The 3,137-nt window shown below is 62.9% G+C and carries 3 protein-coding genes; all 3 read right to left on the minus strand.

Features of this window, described 5'->3' with window-relative positions; all coding sequences use genetic code 11:
* Positions 1-80: 80 nt before the first annotated feature.
* Positions 81-815, minus strand: coding sequence for a FadR/GntR family transcriptional regulator (locus tag EN750_RS26055; protein WP_027036801.1), 735 nt, complete (start codon positions 813-815; stop codon positions 81-83).
* Positions 816-954: 139 nt separating this feature from the next.
* Entirely contained in the window at positions 955-2,427 is a 1,473-nt protein-coding gene (locus EN750_RS26060; protein ID WP_127398279.1) for an FAD-dependent monooxygenase, read from the minus strand.
* A 493-nt stretch (positions 2,428-2,920) separates the two neighbouring features.
* On the minus strand, positions 2,921-3,137 hold a 217-nt coding region (locus EN750_RS26070), incomplete at its 5' end, for a diguanylate cyclase (protein ID WP_127398281.1).

Here is a 3,137-nt window from a genome sequence, read left to right on the forward strand (position 1 = left end):
GCCGGGAAACGGTTCGTCATGCGCCAAAAGTGTTGCCGCCTCCAAGAGATAGTCGTGATCGAAACCGGATGGATGCTCGTTCATGTCTGGCTCGAAAGTTTGAGTTTGGCCGCACCGCGCTTGAGATCGTCCTCGACGGTGGCGATCAGCTTGAGCGCTTCGGCGCGGGCGCCCTGCGGGTCACGGGCTGCGATGCATTCGTAGATGGTGCGGTGATAGGGAAAGCTGGCATGGCCGAAATCGCGAACGCCGAGCGGATGCTCCCAGAAGCGGTGGAACAATTCGTACATGGCGGCGATGATCTGCTCGAACAGCGGATTACCCGAGGCCCGGTAAATCGCCTGGTGGAACTCCCAATCCTCTTCCGACGACATGCCGTCGCGCGTGCGGAACGCCTGCTCCATGATGTCGAGCTTGCGTGCAATTTCGGCGATGTCGGCCTGGCTGGCGCGTTCGGCGCAAAGTGCTGCGGCCTCCGCCTCCAGCGCGCGGCGGATCTCCATCGTCTGCATCAGGCTGGTGAAATCATTGCCGCCCGCCAGCGTCAGCGGCATGTGCAGCATATCGTGTGAAACAGCCGCCTTGAGATAGGTGCCGCTGCCCTGCCGGCGCTCGACGAGGCCGAGCCCTTCCCAGCGTGTCAGTGCCTCGCGCACGGTGTTGCGGCTGACCTTCAGCCGCTCGGCCAGAATGCGTTCGGTTGGAAGCCGCTCGCCCGGCTGCAAGGCCTCGGCGCGAACAAAGCCCACCAACGCCTTCAGCACGGCGTCGTCGCGCGCCGTGGTCTGAATGGGTGGCAGGCTGTTCTGGTCCACATTTCCTCCAAGTGGTCCAATGGTCCAACCAATTTCTGCACAGAAGGAAGCTCCTGTCAACCAACTGTCAGGAGCACTGTCGGAGGGAGGGACGCGATACTCTCAAGGCGATCGCGCGGTCGCGCTTCGATCGTGTCTGCTAACCTGCGGTGGCAGGCGGCCCGAACCAGGTGGTCAGCGCGTCCACCAGGCCCTGTTGGGTTCCCGCCCCGGCCCAAGCCACATAACCATCGGGCCGGATCAAGACCGCGTCGGGCGAAACGACCGTCCCGAGAGCCGGGAGGTCCCAGATACCGGCGTAACCGGCGTCGATCTGCCGGACCCGATCAGCCCAGGACGCGATGTCCAGCCTGCCGGGCTCACCGAGGTTGAGCAGCACGGGCCGCGCGTCGTGCAGCAACGTGAAGACCCGCAACCGTCCGCCGGCGGTGGTCAGATCGAGATCTGGCATTCGCCGCCCAAGCAGTGGATGCCCCTCGCCAAGGTCGTAATGAACACCCAAACCAGACATCTCCGCGGCGATTTTCTTGCGGGGTTCATCCATGCCGAGCAACTCGGCAACGGTGTCGGCCAAGGCCTTGCTGCGGTCATCCGTGCGGCGAAGCGCAACCTGCGCCATCGTGTTGCGCAACACGCGGGCGGCGACCGGATGGCGCTCGGCGTGATAGCTTTCGAGCAGGCTTTGCGGCGATGTCCCCTTGATGATTTGGGCCAGCTTCCATCCAAGGTTCACCGCATCCTGCACGCCGATGTTGAGGCCCTGTCCGCCGATCGGCGGATGGATGTGCGCGGCATCACCCGCCAGCAGCACGCGCCTGTCGCGATATGCGGTGGCCTGGCGCGTCATGTCGGTGAAGCGGGAGAGCCAGGTCGGGCTGTGGACCCCGAAGTCGGTGCCGTAGACGGCAGTCAGCGCCTCGCTGAGCTCGCGCAGGGTCGGTTCGCCGCGCGCCTCCAGGCGGGGCTCCGTCAGCACGACGCCAACCTTCTTGCCGCCCTCGATCTTACCCAGGGCATGAATTCCGGAGGCGTTGCTGCGGAAGCCCCATGCCGGTTCTTCCGACATTTCGACCTCGGCAATCATCCAGCTCATCGTCGGATCCCATCCGGCGAACTCGATACCGGTCGCCTTGCGAATGGTGCTGCGGCCTCCGTCACAGCCGACCAGATATGCGGCCCTCAGGCGGTGACCGGTGGACAGTTCGACGTCGACGCCGCTGTCGTCCTGGGTAAACCTCGTAACCTCGTGTCCGCGATAGATCGGTACCTTCAACTCGCCGACCCAGTCGGCCAGGATGCGCTCGATGTGGTTTTGCCGCAGCGCCAGCAGATAATTGTGGCGCGTGGGAAAATCGCTGATGCCTAACCGGATCATGTGGAAGCCCACGGACGGCGATATCTGTCCCTGTGAAAGAAACCGATCCACAATTCCGCGCTGGTCGAGCACCTCAAGAGTGCGCGCATGCAGGCCGCCTGCGCGCAATCCTGCCAATTTCTGATCCGGTCGCCTTTCGAAAATGGCAACGTCCACGCCTGCCAGCGCCAGTTCGCCTGCCAGCATCAATCCCGTCGGACCACCCCCGGCGATCACAACCGCATGATCTGAAATCATTATCGTAACTCCCGTTTTCCGCACCTGGCTTGGGTCGCGGTTTTACGGGAGGAGCCGGGTCTTGCCGCAAGCCCCTTGTGCGCCATATCTATGAAATGGAAGGGTGCTCTTCCCCTCATCGTTGGCTGCTCTCAAAGCGAAGCTGTGTTGGAACGGCTAGAACGCAGATTCTTCCGTGCTTTAGCACGGAGTTCTGATGTTCTTTTGGAGAGAAGGGGGCCGGTCGGCGTCTGGCAGCGGTACGAGGAGGCCACTATGTGCCAGCGCCGGCCGGCCGACCCCACGGACCCAGGAGATGCGGCGGACCTGAGCATCATGGGGTATTCCCAGGATCGGAGCCGGTTTTCTATCCTCGTGCCGGCTTCGTCTTGGCCTGCACAGTTGCGCAAGAGTTTATGAAAATCAACAGTTTCTTAACCAAGGCTCGCGAATCGCTTGGATTAAGGTAAACGGGTAACCCTGTCGGGTTGACAGGATAATCGGGGCTGGATCGCTACGCCGCCTTGGCGACGACGCGATTTCGGCCGCCGCTTTTGGCTTCGTAGAGCGCGAGATCGGCACGCTTCATCAGCGCCGCCACCGTGTCCACGCCCTTCAGCACCGACGACACGCCGACGCTGACCGTGACTTCGATCGCCTTGCCGTCCTGCCCGATGGCGAAAGCCGCCTGGGCGATTTCGGCGCGAATGCGCTCGGCTACCTTCTCGGCC

This window comes from Mesorhizobium sp. M7A.F.Ca.ET.027.03.2.1 (assembly GCF_003999175.1).
Taxonomy (GTDB): Bacteria; Pseudomonadota; Alphaproteobacteria; order Rhizobiales; family Rhizobiaceae; genus Mesorhizobium.

What these genes read in the sequence shown, in the direction of transcription:
- EN750_RS26060 (WP_127398279.1), bottom strand. Translation starts at nt 2,427, where the DNA reads ATGATTTCAGATCATGCGGTTGTGATCGCCGGGGGTGGTCCGACGGGA.